The following is an 18,988-nucleotide window of genomic DNA, read 5'->3' on the forward strand; positions in this document are numbered from 1 at the left end:
CCGAAGGCGTCGACGACATGCCGGGGGCGGACCGGGACGGGTTCAACGGCAGGCCCCGCCGACCGATTGCAAGCGGTCGGCGGGGCCATTGTGGCTCTTGACAGCGGATTGGGTCATATGAGCGAGAGGCATCCTTCGCTCGTCTGATAGGCATTGACCTGCTCAAGAATTTGAGGGTTGTACATCAGGAGTGTCCTGTTGCCGTCCTTTACGCAGATGATGCGTTTGCGCACGCCGATCATGTTGGCGGCGAGGCCCACGCACTCGCGCTCATGCTCGTGGAGTGTATCCAGGAGATCCTGCCCGGTTGCGGCATCGTCGGGTCCCGCGTCTTCGGAAGGCAGACGCAAAAAGAACTCGGATTTCATGATGGGCTTAATCATGGCGGGCTCCTCATGTCTTATGCTTTCGTGGACTTTTAATAATAGCGCGGAAGGAAAGCTGTGCGTCCGCGTTACAATCTTTCGATGTTGGACCATGTTGCCAGATTCCTCGTGTACGGCGTCTGGCGTAAGTCTAGGGCTCATTTTTCGCCCTGGACCGTTCCTCTGGGGCGATGCGACTGTCGTTCCAAGAGGAAGGAAATGCATGGGGAGCAAATCTCAGCAACAAGTTCAAGTAACGCCATCGGCCTCTGCGGCGATTCTCGTCGTAATGTATATTGCAGCCTTTGTTGCCGCGTTTAACGAGAACATCATTAACGTGGCGTTGCACGACATTATGGCAGCCTTTTCGGTGAGTGCCACCACGGCACAGTGGCTCGTCTCGGGCTACATGATCGTGACGTCGATCTTTACGGCCATCATGGCCTTCCTGTCCGGCCGTTTCTCGACGCGCAAGCTGCTGTTTTTCGCATGCGGATGCATGGTCGCCGGCGAAGTCCTGTGCCTGGTCGCTCCGTCGTTTAGCGTTTTGCTGCCAAGTCGTATTTTGCAGGCTGCGGGATCGGGCATCTTGTTCTCGCTCATGATGAACGTGGTGCTGTCTTGCGCCCCGCGCGAGAAGCTCGGTTTGTATCTGAGCCTGGGCGGCGCCTGCATTACGCTAGGACCGGCGTTTGGACCCGTGATTAGCGGTCTTATGTGCACGTTATTTGGCTGGAGGGCGGTGTTCGTAGTGCCGCTGGTGGGCGGCATTGTGGTCGCTGCGGCGGGCGTTAAGCTTGTTCAGAATGTCGGAGAGCGCTCGAACACCACGCTTGATATTCTGTCGGTTGTTTTGCTCGCCGCCGGCATTACGGCATTTGTGTATTCCGTAGGCGAGTTCTCGACCAATCTGATTGCCGGCATCGTGGCGCTTTTCGCCGCCATTGTGCTGCTCGGCCTGTTTGCGGCCCGTCAGCTCAAGCTCGAGCATCCGGTGCTTAACGTGCGTCCCATGGCGAGCGTTCGTTTTTGGCCTGCGTGCCTGCTTGTGGTGGTGTCGATGATGACGACGTTCTCGATGAGCGTTTTGTTGCCGCTCTATTTTGAGGGCGCATACGGCATGACCGCACTTATTGCGGGCTTGCTCATTTTGCCGGCGATTGCCTGCAACGCCGTGACCTCGATTGTGGGCGGACGCGTGATGGACGCCCGTGGCGCATGGCCGCTGCTGCCGGTCGGCTTTGCCCTGATTGCCGTGGGACAGATTGCAATCTCGATGACGGCGGCAAGCATGAACATCGGCGTCGTTGTGGCGCTGACCGTTGTGGTGTATGCCGGAGTCGGTTTGGTGCTGAGCCCCTCGCAAACGGCCGGATTGGAGACGCTGCCTGCCGCTGAACATCCTCACGGAACGGCATTGCTTAACACGTGGAACATGATTGCCGCATCGTTTGGCCCGTCCCTGTTTATCGGCCTGCTCTCGAGTTCTGCAGCGACTGCCGGCGCGGCTGGCGCTGCGACCGACGTTGCCCAGGCGATTGGATTTGCAACTGCCGTGCGCGTGGCAGCCGTGATTGCCGTGGTCGGGTTTGTGGCGTCGCTGGTGTACGCTCGTCGCGAGTCACACATGTCGCATTAATGTGTGCACATAGATTCTGCAGCTAGATTAGATGGCGACACCATAAACTAATGGACGTTTTGCCGAGAGGCATGAATGTTTAAAGCGCAAAGAGTGCGCGACGGGCCCCGCGAATGGGGCGATGATGCCCGAGAGGGCCAAGAAGGAGTCTCATGTCCGAGAACGAAGAGATCATGAACGAGACCGAGAACGAGACCATGACTGCCGAGGTCGAGGCAGTCGAGACCGTGGAGACCGAAGCTGCCGAGGTTGAGGCTGCTGACGAGGTTTCCGCCGAGGAGGAGGCCGAGGTTGCCGAGGCCGCCGTTGATTACGATGACGAAGAGCTGATGGACAAGATGCAGAAGGCCGCCCGCCTGCTGCGTAGCCGTCGCTTTGCTATTTCTAAGGAGGAGGAGGCCAAGGCCGAGCGCATGGCGAACATCGAGCGCGCCATCAAGCTTCTTGACCTCAAGCCCAAGATGGAGCAGAAGGAAATGTCCGACCTGCTGGGCATGCGCCTCCGTGAGCTCGATGGCCTGATGGCCGAGGCCGAGGCTGCCGATCTGGTCGGCCGCATCGACGACGCCGAGGGCGATATGCGCAAGATCGTCGTCTTCGCTGCCGAGGATGCCGCTGAGGGCCTGGTCGAGCTTGCCAACAAGAAGGAGAAGCTCCTGCCCGAGCTTTCTTACGAGGAGGCCACCGAGCTGATGGCCGCTCTCGATAAGGTTATCGCTCCGCTCGTCGCCATGGGCCTGGACGAGGATCGCGGTCCTCGCGGCGGCCGTGACGACCGTGGTGGTCGTGGCGGCGACCGTGGTGGTCGCGGCGGCTTTGGCGATCGTGGTGGCCGTGGTGGCGACCGCGGCGGTCGCGGTGGCGATCGTGGCGGCCGTGGCGGCTTTGGTGACCGTGGCGGCGACCGTGGCGGTCGCGGCGGCTTTGGCGGCAACCGTGGTGGCTATGGCGATCGCGGTGGCAACCGTGGCGGCTTTGGCGGCAACCGTGGTAACGACCGCGGCGGTCGCGGTGGCGATCGTGGCGGCCGCAACGGCGGCGGCTTCCGCGGCAACCGCTTCTAGTTGGGTTACGCGGTTTTACCAAACCGCGTAACTAGTTGACGCTGCGCGCCCACCAGAGCGACAACTTGTCATTCAAAGAGGACGGCATGACCAGAAGGTCTATGCCGTCCTCTTTTCATGCCAATTTGTTCGCTCTGGTGGGCGCTCGCTGTCGGTGCCAAAACATCGACATTGCCATGATCCAGACCTGCTAAAAGATAGTCGTTGGGGACGTTCTTGTTTGACTGGTCATTTAAGAACGTCCCCAACGACTACGTAGCATGAGAGTGGATAATCTCCCGGTATGAGCCCATATTCATGCTCAAGGTGGGAGATTATCCACTCTCGTTTCGTTTGTTGATTTCGATGCCTACATTTGTAGGAACAGTTCGTGGAGGCGGGTATCCTCGTCGAGTTCGGGGTGAAAGGTAACGCCGAGCTGGTCGCCCTGACGGGCGGCGACGATACGGCCGTCGACTTTCGCTAAGGCCTTGGCATCGCCGTGGACCTCGACGATGCGGGGCGCGCGGATAAACGTCAGCGGCACTTTACCGTCGATGCCGGCTACCTGCCCCTTGGTTCGAAAGCTGCCGAGCTGCCTGCCGTAGGCATTGCGCTCGACAAGTACATCCATGGTTGCCAAACGCGGCGTGCCCTTATCGTCATGGGCGGCAAGGTCGTGAGCCAGTAGAATCAGGCCAGCGCAGGTGCCCAGGACGGGCATGCCTTCAGCGATACGGGCACGAAGCTCCTCGAGCATGCCGAGCTCGGCAAGTAGCTTGCCCTGAACGGTGGACTCGCCGCCGGGAAGTACCAGACGGTCAAAGTCCTGCTTCAAATCAGCCGCCTGTCTCAGCTCAATACAGCGCGCGCCCAGCTCGGATAGTCTTGCCTCGTGCTCGGCAAATGCGCCTTGGACCGCCAGCACGGCGACCGTTTGGTCTGCATAATCGCTCATGTGCGATCCTTTCTGCCGGACTAGCGTCCGCGCTCCTCCATGATGATTTCGATCTCGTCGGCGTTGATGCCCACCATGGCCTCGCCCAGGTCCTCCGAAAGCTCGGCGATGAGCTTGGCATCGGTGAAGTTTGCCACGGCCTTGACGATGGCGGCGGCGCGCTTGGCGGGGTCGCCGCTCTTAAAGATGCCCGAGCCGACAAAGACGCCCTCGGCGCCCAGTTGCATCATCAGCGCGGCGTCGGCAGGGGTCGCTACGCCGCCGGCGGCAAAGTTCACAACGGGAAGCTTGCCCGTGGCATGGACCTCGCGCACCAGCTCGACCGGAACCTGCAGTTGCTTGGCTGCCTCAAAGAGCTCATCATCGCGCAGGGCAACAACGTCGCGGATTTGCTTTTGGATCTTGCGCATGTGGCGCACGGCCTGGACCACGTCGCCCGTGCCCGGCTCGCCCTTGGTGCGAATCATCGTGGCGCCCTCGGCAACACGGCGCAGCGCCTCGCCCAGATCGCGGGCGCCGCAGACAAACGGCACGTCAAACTGGGTCTTGTCGATGTGATAGACGTCATCGGCAGGGGAGAGAACCTCGGACTCATCGATGTAGTCGATCTCGATGGCCTGCAGGACCTGCGCCTCGACGATGTGACCGATGCGGCACTTGGCCATGACGGGGATGGAGACGGCCTCCTGGATGCCCTTGATCATCTTGGGGTCGCTCATGCGCGAGACGCCGCCTGCGGCACGGATGTCGGCCGGGATGCGCTCGAGGGCCATGACGGCGCAGGCGCCTGCCTCCTCGGCGATGCGTGCCTGCTCGGGCGTGGTAACGTCCATGATGACGCCGCCCTTGAGCATCTGCGCGAGCTCGCGATTGAGTTTGACGCGGTCGGCCTTGCTGTTCTGTTCTGCCATGGTTGCTCCCTTGGTTGGCATGTGCATTGCTTGACGGAACATCCTATCGGGGAGCTGGGTATGACAAAATACTCAGTTTTCGAGATAATTACAAGGTCAGACTAATACCAGATTGAATGACTTAATAAGGTCAGGTGATAGGCTCATGCTTGACTACAATTTGGAAAAACGCGGCGAAGCATCGCTCTATGAGTATGTTTACCAGCAAATTCGAGATGATATCGTAGCTGGACGCATTGTGGCGGGGGAGCATTTGCCGTCTAAGCGCGCCTTTGCCAGTCATCTGGGAATCAGTGTTATTACCATCGAGAATGCATATAGCCAGTTACTCGCTGAGGGCTATATTTGCTCAATACCACGTCGTGGCTACTACGCTTGTGAGCTTCCGGATGCACCGGTTTTGGCTTCGGCTGCGGAGGGCATCGACCGAGATGCCGTCTCTGTGGGCCCCAGCGTGCATGATGTCAACGGACAGGTCGAGCGATTCGATGCGCTTTCTCCTTCTGCTTTGGAGGCGGCGCGGCTTTGGCAAAGCGCGCTACGGGCGACGCTGGCATCCGAAGACGAGCGCGAAATCTTTTCGCCCGCACCGGCGCAGGGCACTGCTCGGCTGCGACGCGTAATTGCTCACCATCTGCACGGGACAAGGGGTATGAATGTCGACCCCAACAACATCGTTATCGGTGCGGGCGCCCAGCTGCTCGATACCATGTTGGTTCAGTTGCTTGGCGCGGACAAGGTGTATGCGGTTGAGGATCCGGGCTATTTGCGTCTGACGCGTATCTATCAGGCTATGGGCTGCAAAGTTCGACATATCCCGTTGGATGATGAGGGCGTGGACTTGAGCACTCTGCAGAAAAGCGGGACCGATGTCCTTCACCTGATGCCGTCCCATCAGTATCCGACCGGTCTTGTGACGAGCATTGCGCGTCGCTATGCGCTTCTGAGCTGGGCCGCTGAGCGACCAGGTCGGTATCTCATCGAAGATGACTTTGATTGTGAGTTTCGCCTTGCCGGGAAGCCGATTCCCGCGCTCGCGTCGATTGATGCCGCCCAGTCGGTTATCTACACCAACACGTTTTCGAAGAGCCTTTCATCGGCGTTGCGTCTAGCGTACATGGTGTTGCCCGATGAACTAATGGAGCGGTTTAGGCGCAACCTTGGTTTTTACGCCTCGTCGGTGAGCTCTGTTGACCAGGTTGCTTTGGCGCGTTTACTGGAATCGGGTGATTACGAGCGACATGTGAACCGCGTGCGCGTTCGTGCTCGCGAGGCGCGTGATGGCTTGGCGGCGCTTGTACGGAAGACGTTTCCGGCGGGGGAAGTTTTAGTCGAGCACGCGGACGCCGGCCTTTACTGCGTCGTGGCCGTGGAGCGCGGAACGGGCGGAAGCTCTTTTGCGCAGGCCCTCACACGCTCGAGTATCCCGTTCATTGATGTCAGTGACTGTTTTTGGTGTGCCGATGGTGCGTCTGCCCCTGAAAACCCGACTCGAATCCTTGTCCAGTATGACGATCTGAGTCCAAAAGTGCTAACTACCTTGGAATTGCAGCTAATGAGGGGCACTCTGCAACCTAAGTGAGTAGACTTTCGGCACTTTGGCGACCAGGCAGTTTTGTAACAAGCTATCTACCTGCGGTTTTGAAAAGCAGGATGACCGGGCTGCTCGGGATGTTCAAAAAAGTCTACTCACTTGTCGCGCAAAGCTTCTGCATGAGAAAAAAATGGGGTTTTCAACAGAGCTTCGTCCAGCTCTCGGCAAGTTTTTGGCCAGTTGGGGAGGGCTGTTAAAAACTTGGCAGTCCGTTCGGCACCATTTTTGGCGCGTTCGCGCCAATGCGTGACTGACTGGGTTGAAATTCGTGTTTTCCTGTGCCTATGAAGGATCTACTTTGTGACATATCAGCTTTTAGGTACTGGCGTTTGCCTCCTCAAGTCCGCGCTTTGTGTCCGCCGCTTCCACGACCGGAAGAAGACCGGCAGCGATATGATCTCGCCCGCAACCCGACGGCTGCGGTCGCGCTCGGTTTCCCGTTGTATACATTGGTTCGGACGAGAAACAAACGGACTTGTCCTGCCAGCATTAGGCAGCGGCTGTTTCTTGGTGAGCTCCCCAGGGAATCCGTGCTGGAAACGGAACATGGGTTTTTGGTTACGTCTCCTCTACTGACGGCATTCATTATGTCGCGGCACCTGACGGATCTCCAGCTTCTTTTGGTATTGGCGGAGATGTATGGCTTGTTTGCGGTGTGCGCTCTGCCGGCGGCACTTGAGGCGGAGCTTTCGCGTGCAATTGATTCGGGCGCGATTTCGACAACGTTCGGTTGGGTGCGCTGCCCGTCCGAGGACGGCACCGCCTCAAATTTATGGCGTCGAGACGCTTTGGTTTTGGGCGGAGACCTTGACCGTTTTTGTTCAGATGTTTGCGGGATGCGTTACGGCAATAGATTTATGGCGGTATCGCAACTCGTTCCATTGGGTGCCGCGTCGCCTTTTGAGGTCGAGGCGTATTTGCTACTTGCACTGCCGCGATCCCTGGGAGGCGAAGGTTTTTGCGACATAGAGCTTAATGTTGAAGTGATGCTAGGCACAAGTGCTCGAGCGATTGTGGGAAAGTCCCGTGTATATATTGACCTACTTCTTTCTTCACCGGACGGTAAGCGACAGGTGGCCATTGAATGTCAGGGAAAGGCCTCGCACGGACGCGCAGGGGATGGCTTGCGTGACGCTGACCGCATGACGGCCCTTCAGGCCATGGGCTACGATGTGCTTCTCCTGACACACAGACAGATATCGGATGAGGATAGATTCCGCGCGATCGTTAAGGCCATATGCAGGATGCTCGATGCTGAATATCGTGATAAAAGCTCGGATGAGCAAAGGGCTGAGATATTACTCCGGTCTGAACTATTCATTGACTGGACAAAATTGGGAGTAATCGACGGAAAGATGCCCGTTAGACACAAAATGGCTCGATCGTGGACGGCTGCGGTTCTAAGTGAGTAGACTTTTGGCACTTTGGCGACCAAGCCGTTTTGCAACAAGTCATTTACCTGCGGCTTTATAAAGCAATATGGATGGCGTGCTCGGCAAGTTCCAAAAAGTCTACTCACTTAGTTTTTGACGAGAAGCCGATGCCGAAGGCGGTCCTATTTCAGGGCGTTAACGAGTCCTCGAGACACAAAAAGGCCCGGACCAATACGGTCCGGGCCTCATCGAGGTAGAGGTTATGTCTCAAGCGGTTGGCTTAGCCAAAGTAGCGCTTAAGCAGGCCGGCAAAAGCTTTGCCGTGGCGGGCCTCGTCACGAGCCATCTCGTGCACGGTGTCGTGGATGGCATCGAGGCCAGCGGCCTTGGCGCGCTTAGCAAGATCGGTCTTGCCGGCGGTGGCGCCGTTCTCGGCCTCAACGCGCATCTCGAGGTTCTTCTTGGTGGAGTCGGTCACGACCTCGCCCAGGAGCTCAGCGAACTTGGCGGCGTGCTCGGCCTCCTCGTGGGCAGCCTTCTCCCAGTACAGGCCGATCTCGGGATAGCCCTCGCGATGAGCGACGCGAGCCATGGCCAGGTACATACCGACCTCAGAGCACTCGCCCTCAAAGTTGGCGCGCAGGTCGGCAACGATGTCCTCGGAGACGCCCTCCATCTTGGCGACGCCCACGACGTGCTCGGCAGCCCACTCGAGCTGACCCTCCTCCTGCTTCAAGAAACGAGAACCGGGAACGCCGCACTGGGGGCACTTGAAGTCCTCGGGCAGCTGGTCGCCGTCGAACTCTTCCACATAACCGCAAACGGGGCAAACAAACTTCATGATTCGATCCTTTCGATCGATGGCGATGGGGCGCTTGTCCGGTCCCGTAAGGGCCCTCTCCGGACGTGCGTCTTGACGGGTTCTATTATCCATAAATGCAACCAAATGTGAAGCCTATTAGGAATGATTTTTAATAAAACAATTTTGAGATATGAAGATGTTGATTGATTAACGATTGGCAGGCCGCCTTTGACCGCCGCTGAGTACAATCGGTCGAGCAAATGTTGACCAATCAACAAATGAAGGAGTTTCCTTTATGCATCTAGCCCGTCGTGCCTGGTGCCGAACATATCAGACGGTTTTTCGCATTGCATTGCCGATCCTGCCCTATACCGAGCCGCGCATTTTGGAGCATGCCGAGGATGTGCCCGCGGTGCTTCAAAAGCGCTCGATCCAGAAGGTTCTTATCGTGACGGACCCTGGTATTGCACGTTTGGGGCTCACGGCATCACTCGAGCGTGCGCTTACGGCTCAGGGGGTTGGCGTTGCGGTCTATGCCGAAACGCGTGCGAACCCCACGGTCTCGAATGTGGAGGAGGCGGCGTCCCTGTATCGAGAGAGCGCCTGCCAGGCCATTATCGGTTTTGGCGGAGGATCGGCCATGGACTGCGCCAAGGGCGTGGGTGCACGCATCACGCAGCCAAGCAAGCCCATCAACAAGATGCGCGGCCTGCTGCGGATTCATCGTCGCCTGCCGCTGCTTATCGCCGTCCCCACTACGGCGGGCACGGGAAGCGAGGTCACGCTCGCGGCGGTTATCACCGATGACGAGACGCACTACAAGTACCCCATTAACGACTTTGTGCTCATCCCGCGCTTTGCGGTGCACGACCCCGAGTTTACGCGCGGTCTGCCCGCCTCCATTACGGGGCAGACGGGCATGGACGCCCTGACGCATGCCGTCGAGGCCTTTATCGGGCGAAGCACCACGCCCTATACGCGTAAGATGGCGCGACAGGCGGTGCAGCTTATCCACGACAATTTGCTCGAGGCCTATGAGCATGGTGACGACATGCGCGCTCGTCGCAATATGCTTTCGGCGGCGTATAAGGCGGGCGTTGCGTTTACCCGCTCCTATGTCGGATATGTGCATGCCATCGCGCACAGTCTGGGCGGGCGTTACGGGATTCCGCACGGCTTGGCCAACGCCATCATCCTGCCGCACATGCTTCGCGCCTATGGCGAAGCTGCTGCTCCTAAGCTCGCTGATCTCGCCCGCATGGCCGGCATCGTGCCGGTTAACGCGCAGGACAGCCTGGCGGCCGAGGCCTTTATCGATTGGATCGATTGCATGAACGAGATCCTGGGAATCCCCAAATATGTCTCGGGCATTCGCCGCTCCGACATTCCCGAGATGGCGGCGCATGCCGATGCCGAGGCCAATCCGCTGTACCCCGTTCCGCTTTTGATGGACCGCTTGGAGCTCGAGCGTATGTACGAGGTCGTCGCGGGTGGTATGTTTGAGGACGAGAACTAGGAGGGTGCCATGAACACCGAGGAAATTGCGCGCATCGTCGGCGATCAGCGCACTTACTTTAAAACGCACGCTACGTTTGATGTCGATGCCCGACGTCGCGCGCTCGTGAGTTTACGCGATGCGGTACGGGCGCACGAGGCCGATATCGCCCATGCGCTCAAGACCGATTTGGGGAAGTCGCATGACGAGGCCTATATGTGCGAGATTGGTACGTCGCTTTCCGAGATTCGACATCAGATCGCTCACGTGGCTCGGTGGAGTCGTCCGCGCCTGCGTCCGTGCGATCTCGCTAACGCCGTGAGCGTGTGCAAAACGCAAGCCGTGCCCTATGGCGTCACACTCATCATGACTCCGTGGAACTACCCGTTTTTGCTAACACTCGAGCCGCTCGCCGGCGCCCTTGCCGCGGGCAATACCGTGGTCATCAAGCCGAGTGCCTATGCTCCGGCATCGAGCGCGGTGCTCAAGCAAATCTGTGAAGAGGCATTTGATCCGCGCCTGGTGACGGTTGTCGAGGGCGGGCGCGCCGAGAACGAAGCGTTGCTCGATGAGTGCTGGGACAAGATCTTCTTTACCGGTAGCGTTCCGGTCGGCAAGCTCGTCATGGAGCGCGCAAGTAAAAACCTTACGCCCGTGACGCTTGAGCTGGGCGGAAAGAGTCCCTGTATCGTGGATGCGACGGCAAACTTGAAGGTTGCGGCACGGCGTATCGCCTTTGGTAAGTGGCTCAACGTGGGGCAGACCTGCGTGGCGCCCGACTACCTGCTGGTCGATGCGCGCGTGCACGACGAGCTGCTGGACCTTATCAAGGAGGAGGCCCGCCGTATGTTTGGCGAGCATCCGCTCGATAACGAGGACTACGGGCATATCGTCAACGCCAAGCATTTTGCGCGTGCGCGCGGGCTGATCGATCCCGATAAGGTCGTGCTTGGAGGTACCGCGCGCGAGACGTCGCTCAAGATCGAGCCGACGATTTTGGACGGCGTGACCCCCGATGACGCCGTGATGCAGGAGGAGATTTTCGGCCCCATCTTGCCGGTGCTGACGTTTGAGAGCCTAGACGAGGCCGAAGCGTTTATTACGGATCGTCCAACGCCGCTGGCCCTGTATATCTTTAGCCAGGACCGTACGGTTCAACAGCGCTTTGTGCGCTACGTGCCCTTTGGCGGCGGCTGCGTCAACGACACCATCATGCACTTGGCTACGAGCCATATGGGCTTTGGCGGCATGGGCGCGAGCGGTATGGGGCAGTACCATGGCCGCGAGAGCTTCGATACGTTTAGCCACAAGAAGAGCATCGTGAACAAGGCAACCTGGCTGGACGTGCCGTTTCGGTATGCGCCCTACGCAAGCTGGAAGCACAAATTCGTGCGCATGTTTGTGCATTAGAAAAGGGCGCAGGTAATACGAACAAGTGTTCCTATTACCTGCATTTTGCGTTAGACTACTGTTATGGAGCACGGACGGGCCAACTCCCTTTAGAAGGGATTTGGTATGAACGTAAGCGATGTTATTTCGTTATTGGCGTTGTTGATTGCGGCTATCGAACTCGGTCTGTTTATCGGCCGAATGAAATAGCCGCCCCCGCGTAAGCGAAGACGGCCACTTCTCACGATGAAAACGTGTATCGGAGTTGGCAAGACCCGCGGCAACGGGTGCCATCCGTGTTCCTATCTTATCTGCAAGCGTTCTGTCGCGCAAGCGTTGAGGCAAACGATTGAAGGACGCAGACAGGATGTATTTGTGTCCGCACGGGACCGTAGACTTCTCAATAAGGTTACACACCGGTTTATCCGGCTGTTAGAGGAGCTGCTATGTACGAGCCTTCACGTGTTCTTCTGTCATTTCACATTGCAGGATTTCAGTATGCCGATGGCGCCTTGGTCCTGGGCGATCTTAAAGCGGGCGATAAGCTGACGCTGTGTGCCGAGCGTGATAATCCCCATGACCCTGAGGCGGTTGCGATCTATTACGGCAACACCAAGCTTGGCTATGTTCCGGGAAACGAGGTCGGCCCGCTGTCCTTGATGATGTATTACGGCCACGAGGACGTATTTGAGGCCCGCGTGCAACAGGTTGCTCCCGAGCGCAGCCCGTGGCATCAGGTGCGCGTTGGCCTCTATGTGGTGGATGCTCGCTAATCGGTAAGGGAAGCTGCCATGTTTGACGACGATGACCTGTTCGATTTGACGGATGATCCGTTTGAATGGGATATGCTACTCGATGACGATGAGTTGGAGCAGGGCCGTAGGAAACGGCAGGACAAGAAAACTCAGGGTGACGCTTCGAAAAAGCAAGACAAGCGCCGCCGCGGACTGTTCGGCGGGCTCTTTGGCTAACCGCCGCATCGCTGTGTCTGTATACTTAGCACCAGTTTGACGCGTTGCGAAATGAGGGCATAGACGATGATGTGGTTTACCGCCGACCTACACCTGGGCGATACGAATATCTTGCACGACATGGATCGGCCGTTTGATTCGGTCGAGGAGATGAACCGCAAGGTCATCGATGCCATCAATGAGTGCGTGGCTGCGGACGACCGCCTCTATATTCTGGGTGACTTTACCTATCGTTTGCCCCTGGCGGAGGCGGTGCGCCTGCGCGAGCGTATCGAATGCCAGAACGTGACGCTCATCCGCGGTAACCATGACGGCGACTGGGAAGATTCCGACGTACCGCAGATTTGGGAAGACGTGCGCGATTACCTGGAGATTGCTCCCGGCTATGCCAAGGGCCATCGTCTGGTTATGAGCCACTACCCCATGCTCAGCTGGAACGGCAAGGCACGTGGCGCCATTATGCTGCATGGGCATATCCACAGCAGGGGTGACCGCGCCAACGCACGCAACCGCGATCGCGAGCGCCCTATCTTTCGCTACGATGTCGGTCTCGATGCCAACGAGTACAAGCCCGTAAGCCGCGATCAGATTCTTAGCTTCTTTGGGTTATAGGGCGCCAGAGCCACCACAAAGGGGACAGGCACCTTTGTGGTGGTTCTGGCGCCGTTGCCATTATGGCGGCGGCGCCTTTTTTGTCCGCGCGGCGCGGTAGAGTATAGTCGGTTGAAATTTGCGTCCATCGAGGAGCTGCCATGAATGAGATCAGGTGCCCGCATTGCGGCGAAGTCTTTAAGGTCGATGCGTCCGGCTATGCGGATATCGTCAAGCAAGTACGCGATGCCGAGTTTTCGCGTGATCTGGATGAGCGTGTGAGGGCAGTCCAGCGCGAGGGCGAGCAGGCGCTGGAGCTTGAACGCTCGCGTTCGACGGTCGCCTTGCAAAAGGCAGAGTCTCAGCGCAACGCTCAGCTCGTTGAGCAGAAGAACGCTGCGGCTCAGCAGCTGGCACAAGAGGTCGCCAAGCGCGATGCCGAGCTTGCCGAGTTGCGCGCCAAGCTCGAGGGCGCTGTCGCAGAGCGCGAGAGCGCAAGTCAGCGTGCGGCGGTTGAGGCCCGTGCCGATGCTCAGAAGGAGAATGCCGAGCTTCAGCGCGAGATCGACAATTTGCGTGCGCAGCTGGGACGCAAAGATGACGAAGCCAAGCTTGCCAAGTCGGCGGCGCGCAACGCTGCTCAAAACGACTTAGCTGCACGTGATGCTCAGATTGCCAAGCTGCAGGCCAGGCTTGCAGCGGCTGACAAGGCCCAGGAGATGGCGCTTGCCGCTGCCGCGGCAGAGTCGCAGTGTGAGCTCGATGCCGCTCGCAGCGAGGCCGAGCGCGTGCTTGCTGACTACCGCGCGACGGTACAAGAGAAGTTTTCCGCCGCAAAGGCACAATCTGAGCAAGAGGCCGAGGGTCTGCGTGCCCAGCTGCGCGAGCAGGAGCTGATGGCAAAAATGAACTTGTCGGAGGCAGTCGCGGCGGCGGAACGAGAGCGCGATGAGGCGCGTGCCAAACTGACGAGCGAGCTGGCGGTGCGCGATTCTCGCGAGGAGCAGGCCAAGGCGGCACACGAGCTCGAGCTTGCGCAGGCCAAGCGCGCGAGCGATGACCTGATTCGCTACAAGGACGAAGAGATTGAGCGTCTTAAGGACATGAAGGTCCGCCTGTCCACCAAGATGGTGGGCGAGTCGCTCGAGCAGCACTGCGAGACCGAGTTCAATCGCCTGCGCATGACGGCGTTTCCCAATGCATATTTCGAGAAAGATAACGATGCATCCGAGGGCACCAAGGGCGATTTTATCTTCCGCGAGTGCGACGCGAGCGGTAACGAGGTCATCTCGATTATGTTCGAGATGAAAAACGAGAACGACGAGACCGCGACCAAGCATAAAAACGAGGACTTCTTTAAGAAACTCGATCACGATCGTCGCCAGAAAGGCTGTGAGTACGCGGTGCTCTGCACACTGCTCGAGCCCGAGAGCGAGCTCTATAACGCAGGGATAGTCGACGTGAGCTATCGCTACGAGAAGATGTACGTGATTCGCCCGCAGTTTTTCATTCCCATGATTACACTTCTTCGCAACGCCGCCATGGGTTCGCTGCGCTATAAACAGGAGCTAGCGGAGTATAAACAGCAGAATATCGACGTTACGAACTTCGAAGCCAAGATGGAGAAGTTCAAGAACGATTTCGGCCGCAACTACGAGATCGCGAGCCGCAAGTTTCAAACGGCGATCGATGAGATCGACAAGACGATTAGCCATCTGCAGAAAACCAAGGAGGCGTTGCTGTCCTCCGAGAACAATCTGCGCCTAGCCAACAAGAAAGCCGACGATCTTACCATTCGCAAGCTCACCTGGGGTAACAAGACCATGAAGGTGGCGTTTGACGAGGCGCGCGGGGCTGCGACGGAGACAAACGATGAGCCCGCCGAGGCGGATTCATATGAGGTCGAGGATGCCGAGTAAGGCATAGCATATAGTGCAAAAGTGGGGCCGCTGGCGATGTTACCAGCGGCCCCACTTCATTTCGTTCCAGTATGTACGGCTAGTCCTCGAGCAGGTCCTCGATAAAGCCGACGCGGTAATTTTTGAAGATGACCTCGCCGCCGTCTTGCGTGGCGTCCAGATCGACATCGCCCATGATGCCAAAATCGTGGTCGCCATCCTCGTCGGCAAAGATCTGGTGCACGTGCCATACGTGCGCGGTCTTCTCGTCGGACTCATCGATGGAAAACATCGCGGCGCTGCGGGCATTTCCGTCGGTGAGGATTTCCTCGTGCTGCTCGTGGTAAGCGTCGAGTGCTTTTTGCCAGCGGATCTCGCTCATGCCCCAGTTGTCGTCGAGCTCGCCCAGGTCGCGAACGTGCTCGCGGGCGGCAAGGGTCACGCGGCGGAAGAGCGCGTTGCGCACCAACAGCGTGCAGCCGCGACGGTCCGCCACGACCTCGTCGATGCCCTGCGGCGGCGCAGCATCGAGGGCTGCCGGGTTGCCGGCGTTCTCCCACTCGTCCACCAGGCTCGAGTCCACCGAGCGCACCACAAAGCCCAGCCACGAGATAATGTCGCGCAGACGCTCGTCGCGCTTCTCGATGGGTACGGTGCGGTCAAGTGAACGGTAAGCCTCTGCCAGGTAGCGCAGCAGAATGCCCTCGGAGCGGGCGATTCCGAGCTTTTGGATATAGCCCTTAAAATCGCTCGCGCTTTCCAGCATATCGCGCAGGACGCTCTTGGGAGAGAGCTGGTAGTCGTTTGCCCAGGGCACTTCCTGGCAGTACTTGTCAAAGGCGGCGTCGAGCAAATCCTCGAGCGGCTTTTCGTACGTGACGTCTTGAATGCGCTCCAAGCGCTCCTCATACTCGATGCCGTCAGCCTTCATTTCGGCCATCGCGTGGTCGCGCGCGGCGCGCTCCTGTGCGCGCAATACCTGCTTGGGGTCCTCGAGCGTAGCCTCGACCATCGAGATCAGATCCATGGTATAGGTCTCACTCTCGGGGTCGAGCAGCTCCAACGCGGCAAGCAAAAATGGCGAGAGCGGCTGGTCGAGCGCAAAGTCTTCGGGCAGGTCGACCGTCAGCGCATAGTCGATGTCTGGTGCGGCGTCAGTCGGGGCGTCAGGCGCGGGCGGCACCTCGGTGCGAACGACGACGCCGGAATCGATGAGCGTGGCGAAGATTTCGTCGGCGCGAACCTCGAGCTTAGCCTTTTCCTCGGAAGTCTGCAGGCTCGTCTCGATGAGGTCGTGTACGCGGGCTCGGGCATCGCCGCCCTGCTCGACCACGCTAATCACCATGGAGTGCGTGATGCGCAGGCGCGGCTTGAGCGTCTCGGGCTGCGTCTCAATCAGACGCTCAAAGGTCTGCTTGTTCCAGGTGACAAAACCCTCGGGGGCCTTTTTCTTTTTAATCTTACGGAGTTTTTTGGGGTCGTCGCCCGCCTTGGCCATGAGCTTGGCGTTCTCGATCTCGTGCTCCGGGGCCTCGGCGATTACCATGCCCTCGGTATCGAAGCCCGAGCGGCCGGCGCGACCGGCAATCTGATGGAACTCGCGGGCGCGCAGGCGACGCATCTTGTAGCCGTCGAACTTGGTGAGCGCGGTGAGCACCACGGTGTGGATGGGTACGTTGATGCCGACGCCGAGCGTATCGGTGCCGCAGATGACGGGCAGCAGGCCCTGCTGCGCCAAGCGTTCGACCAGGAGGCGATAGCGCGGCAACATGCCAGCATGGTGCACGCCGACGCCGCATCCAAGCAGGCGTTTGAGAATCTTGCCAAAGGCCGTCGAGAAGCTCGTTCCCTTTGCCGCTTCCTTAATGGCCTCGCGCTGCTCCTTGCTGGCGATGCCAAAATTGGCGAGCGACTGCGCCGTCGCAAGGGCGGCATCCTGGCTAAAGTGTACGATATAGAGCGGGGCCTCGCCGCGGCGCATGGCGAGCTCGACCGTGCCCTCGAGGGAGGTCGTCACATAGTCGTAGCTCAGCGGAACAGGACGCGGGGCGTCGACAACCAAGTCGCAAGCAGCGCCGGTGTGCTCTTCGAGAGAGGCGGCGATGGCAGTGACATCGCCAAGTGTGGCGCTCATGAGCATAAACTGCGTATGGGGCAGGGTGAGCAGCGGCACCTGCCAAGCCCAGCCGCGGTCGGGGTCGGCAAAGTAATGGAACTCGTCCATGGCCACGCAGCCCACGTCGGCGTCCTCGCCCTCGCGCAGCGCATCGTTGGCAAGGATTTCGGCCGTGCAGCAGATGACGGGCGCCTTGGTGTTGATGTGCGTATCGCCGGTGATCATGCCGACGTTATCGCGGCCGAGCACCTGTACCAGATCGAAGAACTTTTCGCTGACCAGAGCCTTGATAGGAGCCGTGTAATAACAGCGCTTGCCCTGCGCCATGCCCATAAAGAGCATGCCCAGCGCGACGAGCGATTTACCCGATCCGGTCGGTGTTCCCAAAATGACGTGGTCGCCGGCAGCCAGGTCCATGAGGGCCTCTTCTTGGTGATCCCACAGCTCAATGCCGCGATCGCTCGTCCATTCAAAGAAGCGTTCGAAGGCTTGGTCGGGCGTGAGCCACGGTTCGGGCTCGCTGCCGTCCTCGGGCTCCCACCAGGTGGGGGAGAGCGCGCCGAGCGAGCCAAACTCGGCTTCGGTTCCCGTGCCGCCCGAGAATGAGCTGGCGGCGCCGGCGCCGGAGACGGTGCTGGCGGCGGTATCTGTCGTGGTCTGTGCCATGTGGTTGCTTTCTCTCGCGATTGTCCGCCAACTATTATGGCGTAGCGGCGGCACGGGGTGCCAGCGCGCGAGAAAATGCAGGAAATGGGCGTTCTACCCAGCCGTTTGGTGCAGTTGCCGGCTAAGTGAGTAGACTTTTTGCGATGTCGTGAGCACATGGCTTTTGCGCAAGGGCTCTATCTGCGGTTTTAGTTTTCGTTATGCGGGTTGTGCTTGGCTATTGCAAAAAAGTCTACTCACTTAGGTTTGAGGGTCGTTCGCTGGCGCCTATTTTCACTTGTTTGCCGACGCCGCGACCATCAGAAGCCCCTAGGACCCCTGCGGCAGGCGTTTTTTGCCTTTGCGAGCACGGTTTCTAAAGTTCTCGACGGCTTCTTCCATGCCCAGGGGTACATAGGTGAGTTCATCGAGGTTTTCGGGCAGGTAGCAGGCGAGGCTTTGCTCCTGCGCGCGGCCCGCCGCGAGCTGTTCATCGCTGGGCTGCGCTCCAGGTGTGGCGCAAATGCCATAGGCGGTGGCGCCCATCTCGCGCGTGCGGCGCTCGTACTCGGTCTCGGGATGCTCGGGATGGTCGCGGCGGACGTCGTCGCTTACCCAAAGCGTATCGTAGCCGGCCGCGGCAAACTGTCCCAGGGCGTAATCGCGCAACGGCTTGCTATCGGTGCGCAGTGTGACGGTAGCGCCGGCTGAAAAGAGCGGGCGGTAGAGCATCAGATGGTCGACATGGACGAGTCGTTTTTTAGCGTACTTGGCCTTGGGCTGCGGCGTGGGAAAGTTAATGGTGATGGCATCGAGCTCGCCTGCGGCAAACAGCTGTGGCAGCGATGCGGCGCCTCGGGGCAGGACGAGTGCGTTGGATAGCCCCTGTTCGCAGATTTTCTGCGCGGCATAGGCGATGCAGATGGGCTCCTGGTCCATGCCGATAAAGAGGGTGTCGGGCTCGCGGTGGGCGCGCTCGACCAGATAGGTTCCCTTGCCACAGCCAAGATCCAGGTGAAGGTGTTCGAAGGGCTTGCTGCCTGCGGGCGCACAGGCCTTGCGCCAATCTCCGGCATAGGCCTCGGGGTTCGTCTCAATCGCATCGGCGTAGCGCTCCAGGCGCTCCTCGAGCACAAAGTTCTTAGGCGTGCGAACGTGGACGGCTCCCATGAGGCTCCTTGGTCATAAGTTTGGAACG

Annotated in this window: 16 protein-coding genes; 10 read left to right on the forward strand and 6 right to left on the reverse strand. The window is 59.0% G+C overall.

From position 1 onward, the window contains the following. Nucleotides 1-113 precede the first annotated feature (113 nt). On the reverse strand, nt 114-383 hold the full coding sequence (locus AAAV44_RS07280) for a peptide deformylase (protein WP_349115191.1): 270 nt from the start codon (nt 381-383) through the stop codon (nt 114-116). 205 nt (nt 384-588) lie between these two features. Here AAAV44_RS07280 and AAAV44_RS07285 point away from each other — a divergent pair, with 205 nt between their 5' ends. Together AAAV44_RS07285 and AAAV44_RS07290 are read left to right on the forward strand one after the other, a co-directional pair. Then, the gene (locus AAAV44_RS07285; protein WP_349115192.1) at nt 589-2,004 is read left to right on the forward strand and encodes an MFS transporter; all 1,416 of its coding nucleotides are present in this window, start codon (nt 589-591) and stop codon (nt 2,002-2,004) included. 152 nt (nt 2,005-2,156) lie between these two features. Then, on the forward strand, nt 2,157-3,068 hold the full coding sequence (locus AAAV44_RS07290; RefSeq protein WP_349115193.1) for a hypothetical protein: 912 nt from the start codon (nt 2,157-2,159) through the stop codon (nt 3,066-3,068). A 349-nt stretch (nt 3,069-3,417) separates the two neighbouring features. On the opposite strand, the gene pdxT is transcribed toward AAAV44_RS07290, so the two are convergent. Then, complete coding sequence (gene pdxT / locus AAAV44_RS07295) at nt 3,418-4,005, reverse strand: pyridoxal 5'-phosphate synthase glutaminase subunit PdxT (protein ID WP_349115194.1); 588 nt, start codon at nt 4,003-4,005, stop codon at nt 3,418-3,420. Between the two features lie 20 nt (nt 4,006-4,025). Next, on the reverse strand, nt 4,026-4,916 hold the full coding sequence (gene pdxS, locus AAAV44_RS07300; RefSeq protein WP_349115195.1) for a pyridoxal 5'-phosphate synthase lyase subunit PdxS: 891 nt from the start codon (nt 4,914-4,916) through the stop codon (nt 4,026-4,028). A gap of 145 nt (nt 4,917-5,061) precedes the next feature. Here pdxS and AAAV44_RS07305 point away from each other — a divergent pair, with 145 nt between their 5' ends. After that, on the forward strand, nt 5,062-6,498 hold the full coding sequence (locus AAAV44_RS07305; protein ID WP_349115196.1) for a PLP-dependent aminotransferase family protein: 1,437 nt from the start codon (nt 5,062-5,064) through the stop codon (nt 6,496-6,498). Between the two features lie 542 nt (nt 6,499-7,040). Beyond that, nucleotides 7,041-7,922, forward strand: a complete 882-nt coding sequence (locus AAAV44_RS07310; RefSeq protein ID WP_349115197.1) for a hypothetical protein — start codon at nt 7,041-7,043, stop codon at nt 7,920-7,922. A 241-nt stretch (nt 7,923-8,163) separates the two neighbouring features. On the opposite strand, the gene AAAV44_RS07315 is transcribed toward AAAV44_RS07310, so the two are convergent. Further along, complete coding sequence (locus tag AAAV44_RS07315; protein WP_070097113.1) at nt 8,164-8,727, reverse strand: ferritin family protein; 564 nt, start codon at nt 8,725-8,727, stop codon at nt 8,164-8,166. 253 nt (nt 8,728-8,980) lie between these two features. Here AAAV44_RS07315 and AAAV44_RS07320 point away from each other — a divergent pair, with 253 nt between their 5' ends. From AAAV44_RS07320 to AAAV44_RS07345, 6 genes are all read left to right on the forward strand, one after another. Continuing rightward, a complete protein-coding gene (locus tag AAAV44_RS07320) occupies nt 8,981-10,201 on the forward strand; it encodes an iron-containing alcohol dehydrogenase (RefSeq protein WP_349115198.1) in 1,221 nt (406 codons plus the stop codon). A 9-nt stretch (nt 10,202-10,210) separates the two neighbouring features. Next, the gene (locus AAAV44_RS07325) at nt 10,211-11,590 is read left to right on the forward strand and encodes an aldehyde dehydrogenase (protein WP_349115199.1); all 1,380 of its coding nucleotides are present in this window, start codon (nt 10,211-10,213) and stop codon (nt 11,588-11,590) included. A 425-nt stretch (nt 11,591-12,015) separates the two neighbouring features. Further along, nucleotides 12,016-12,342: an HIRAN domain-containing protein gene (locus tag AAAV44_RS07330; protein WP_117655201.1), complete on the forward strand. Its 327-nt coding sequence runs from the start codon at nt 12,016-12,018 to the stop codon at nt 12,340-12,342. Between the two features lie 18 nt (nt 12,343-12,360). Beyond that, complete coding sequence (locus AAAV44_RS07335; RefSeq protein WP_195364020.1) at nt 12,361-12,540, forward strand: hypothetical protein; 180 nt, start codon at nt 12,361-12,363, stop codon at nt 12,538-12,540. A 66-nt stretch (nt 12,541-12,606) separates the two neighbouring features. Then, nucleotides 12,607-13,152 (forward strand): metallophosphoesterase, encoded by a 546-nt coding sequence (locus AAAV44_RS07340; protein WP_349115200.1) that lies wholly within the window; start codon nt 12,607-12,609, stop codon nt 13,150-13,152. 140 nt (nt 13,153-13,292) lie between these two features. Then, on the forward strand, nt 13,293-15,050 hold the full coding sequence (locus AAAV44_RS07345) for a DUF2130 domain-containing protein (protein WP_349115201.1): 1,758 nt from the start codon (nt 13,293-13,295) through the stop codon (nt 15,048-15,050). 79 nt (nt 15,051-15,129) lie between these two features. Here AAAV44_RS07345 and AAAV44_RS07350 read toward each other — a convergent pair whose 3' ends face one another. Together AAAV44_RS07350 and AAAV44_RS07355 are read right to left on the reverse strand one after the other, a co-directional pair. Beyond that, nucleotides 15,130-17,811, reverse strand: coding sequence for a DEAD/DEAH box helicase (locus AAAV44_RS07350; protein WP_260699365.1), 2,682 nt, complete (start codon nt 17,809-17,811; stop codon nt 15,130-15,132). A gap of 309 nt (nt 17,812-18,120) precedes the next feature. Beyond that, on the reverse strand, nt 18,121-18,960 hold the full coding sequence (locus AAAV44_RS07355; RefSeq protein ID WP_349115202.1) for a methyltransferase domain-containing protein: 840 nt from the start codon (nt 18,958-18,960) through the stop codon (nt 18,121-18,123). Nucleotides 18,961-18,988 lie beyond the last annotated feature (28 nt).

Source organism: Collinsella sp. CLA-AP-H1 (genome assembly GCF_040092945.1).
GTDB lineage: Bacteria > Actinomycetota > Coriobacteriia > Coriobacteriales > Coriobacteriaceae > Collinsella.